Origin of the sequence: Bradyrhizobium sp., assembly GCF_049798375.1 — a bacterium.
Classification (GTDB): domain Bacteria; phylum Pseudomonadota; class Alphaproteobacteria; order Rhizobiales; family Xanthobacteraceae; genus Bradyrhizobium.
The window spans coordinates 1-2,484 of record NZ_JBARGP010000689.1 but is presented as its reverse complement, the minus strand read 5'-3'; the positions used below and the strand labels follow the sequence as shown (position 1 = coordinate 2,484).

2 protein-coding genes and 1 pseudogene are annotated in these 2,484 nt (G+C 65.3%); 1 reads left to right on the top strand and 2 read right to left on the bottom strand.

The window, feature by feature from the left end; translation table 11 throughout:
- On the top strand, positions 1 to 746 hold a 746-nt coding region (locus WA702_RS26970), incomplete at its 5' end, for a glutamate synthase-related protein (protein ID WP_425113594.1).
- Positions 747 to 958: 212 nt separating this feature from the next.
- On the opposite strand, the gene WA702_RS26965 is transcribed toward WA702_RS26970, so the two are convergent.
- Positions 959 to 2,269 carry an AAA-associated domain-containing protein gene (locus tag WA702_RS26965; protein ID WP_425113593.1) on the bottom strand — a complete coding sequence of 437 codons (1,311 nt, stop codon included), beginning with the start codon at positions 2,267 to 2,269 and terminating at the stop codon, positions 959 to 961.
- A 13-nt stretch (positions 2,270 to 2,282) separates the two neighbouring features.
- Positions 2,283 to 2,484: pseudogene (locus WA702_RS26960) on the bottom strand (sulfonate ABC transporter permease); the annotation flags it as partial.

The window sequence follows — 2,484 nt, the reverse complement described above, 5'->3', positions numbered from 1 at the left end:
TCTCGACCCCCATCGGCATGATGCAGTTTATCGGCGAGATGCGCAGGCTGTCCGGCGGCAAGCCGGCCGGCTTCAAGCTCTGCATCGGCCATCCCTGGGAGTTCCTGGCGATCTGCAAGGCGATGCTCGAAACCGGCATCTATCCGGATTTCATCGTGGTCGACGGCAATGAGGGCGGCACCGGGGCAGCACCGGTGGAGTTCATGGACCATCTGGGCATGCCGATGCGCGAGGGCGTCAATTTCGTCCACAACGCGCTGCTCGGCATCAATGTCCGCGATCGCATCAAGATCGGCGCATCCGGCAAGATCGCGACCGCCTTCGACATGGCGCGCGCAATGTCGATCGGCGCCGACTGGTGCAATTCGGCGCGCGGCTTCATGTTTGCGCTCGGCTGCATTCAGTCGCTGAGCTGTCACACCGATCGCTGCCCGACCGGCGTTACCACCCAGGACCCGACCCGCAGCCGCGCGCTGGTGGTGCCGCACAAGCTGGAGCGGGTCTACAACTATCACCATGCGACGTTGCATGCCCTGACCGAGCTGATTGCGGCTGCCGGCCTCGAACATCCGCAGGACCTGCGGCCGATCCATTTCTCGCAGCGAACCTCGACCACGGAGGTGGCAACCTTCGCAAAACTCTATCCGACGCTACGGCCGGGCGAACTGCTCGAAGGCACCCACGACATCCGCTACCGCGACGCCTGGGCGATGGCGCGACCGGACACGTTCGCGCCGGCGCTGTGAGTTATCTGAGGGAAGCGAGCGCCTCACATTCGGTGTCGTCCCGGGCAAGCGAAGCGCAGACCCCGGACCCATAACCCCAGGCAGTTATTAGTAAGTAAGGTGTCAGCCAGACTGCCTCACAGCACGGCCGCGGCGTATGGATCCCGGCTTGCGCTTCGCTTGGCCGGGACGACGGTTGAGTGTGTGGCGAGGTCCGGTGCGCACAGCAGAGGTCAGTGCGGGTTCTCCAGGCTGAACGTCTCTGACTGCTCGTCATAGGCGAACAGCTCGGCATAGCGGCCCCAGGAGACGATCGTCTCCAGGGTCTCGTCGGCATATTGCTCGGACATGTAGTCCTCGAGCTCGATGCGGAAGCGGGCGGCCGGCGCGGTGTGCGAGGGGCGGTCGTCGAGCACGCGGCGGATCAGGCCGATCAGCGGCACGGTCTCGGTGAGGTGCTGCGCGAATAGTTTCTTGCGCTCGTCGGTTTCCAGATGTGCGAAGCGCTTGCCGGCCTCGGTCAAGTTGAGGTCGCCCTCGCTGAGCTGGGCGAAGCGCAACAGCTGCAGCGCCTCGGCCAGCGGGAAGATCTCGTCGACCTCGAGCTGCAGATGGCCGGCCAGCACCGGCAAGTCGGCATGGCCGTTATACGGTTCACCGGCCAGGGTCTCGATCAGGCCCGAGATCGAGTTCGATCCGACGTGGCTCAGCACCATGCCAACGCCGGTGCTGGCGGCACTGTCCGGGCTCATCGCCTTCGGTTCGGCGCGCTGCGTCATGCGCGCGTAGAGCGTATCGACCAACTGGCGGAACGCCGGATCGAGCCGATTGCGCGGATGGGCGAGATCGACCTTGAACTCGGCGGCGACGCGGCCGGGGTTCGAGGAGAACACCAGGACGCGGTCGCACATCAGAACCGCTTCCTCGATGTTGTGGGTCACCATCAGCACCGATTTGATCGGCAGCCTGCCGTCGATCCAGAGATCGACGAGGTCGGTGCGCAGGGTCTCGGCGGTCAATACGTCGAGCGCGGAGAACGGCTCGTCCATCAGCAGCAGGTCCGGATGCACCACCAGCGCGCGGGCGAAGCCGACGCGCTGGCGCATGCCGCCGGACAGCTCCTTCGGAAACGCGGATTCGAAGCCGTCGAGGCCGATCAGATCGATCGCGGCCAGCGCCCGCTTGCGGCGCTCGGCGCTGTCGATGCCGAGTGCCTCCAGCCCCAGTTCGACGTTCTGCAAGACGGTGAGCCAGGGAAACAGCGCGAACGACTGGAACACCATGGCGACGCCGTTGGGCGGCCCGGAGATGGTCTCGCCGCGGCATTTGGCTTCGCCCGACGATGGCGACACCAGCCCGGCGATGATGCGCAGAAGCGTCGACTTGCCGGAGCCGGAGCGGCCGAGCAGGCCGACGATCTCGCCGGCGCGGATCGACAGATCCACCTTCTCCAGCACGACGAGATGCTCGCCGCTGGCTTTGGGAAACGTCCGGCTGACGCTCTTGATGTCGATCAGGGGTGCCTGCTGGACCTGGTCGCGCATAACAATCTCCCGATCAGCCCAGCCGCAGCCGGCGTTCGCCGAAGGCATAGAGCGGCCGCCATAGCAGCCGATTGAACAGGGTCACCAAGATGCACATCACGGCGATGCCGAGCACGACGCGCGGAAAATCACCAGCTTCGGTCGCCGAGGCAATATAGGCGCCGAGACCGGCGGCGGTGAGATGCGTATTTCCCCAACTCGCGACTTCGGCAACG

Coding starts and splice junctions, on each gene's coding strand:
- WA702_RS26965 (WP_425113593.1), bottom strand. CDS start 2,269: ATGCGCGACCAGGTCCAGCAGGCACCCCTGATCGACATCAAGAGCGTC.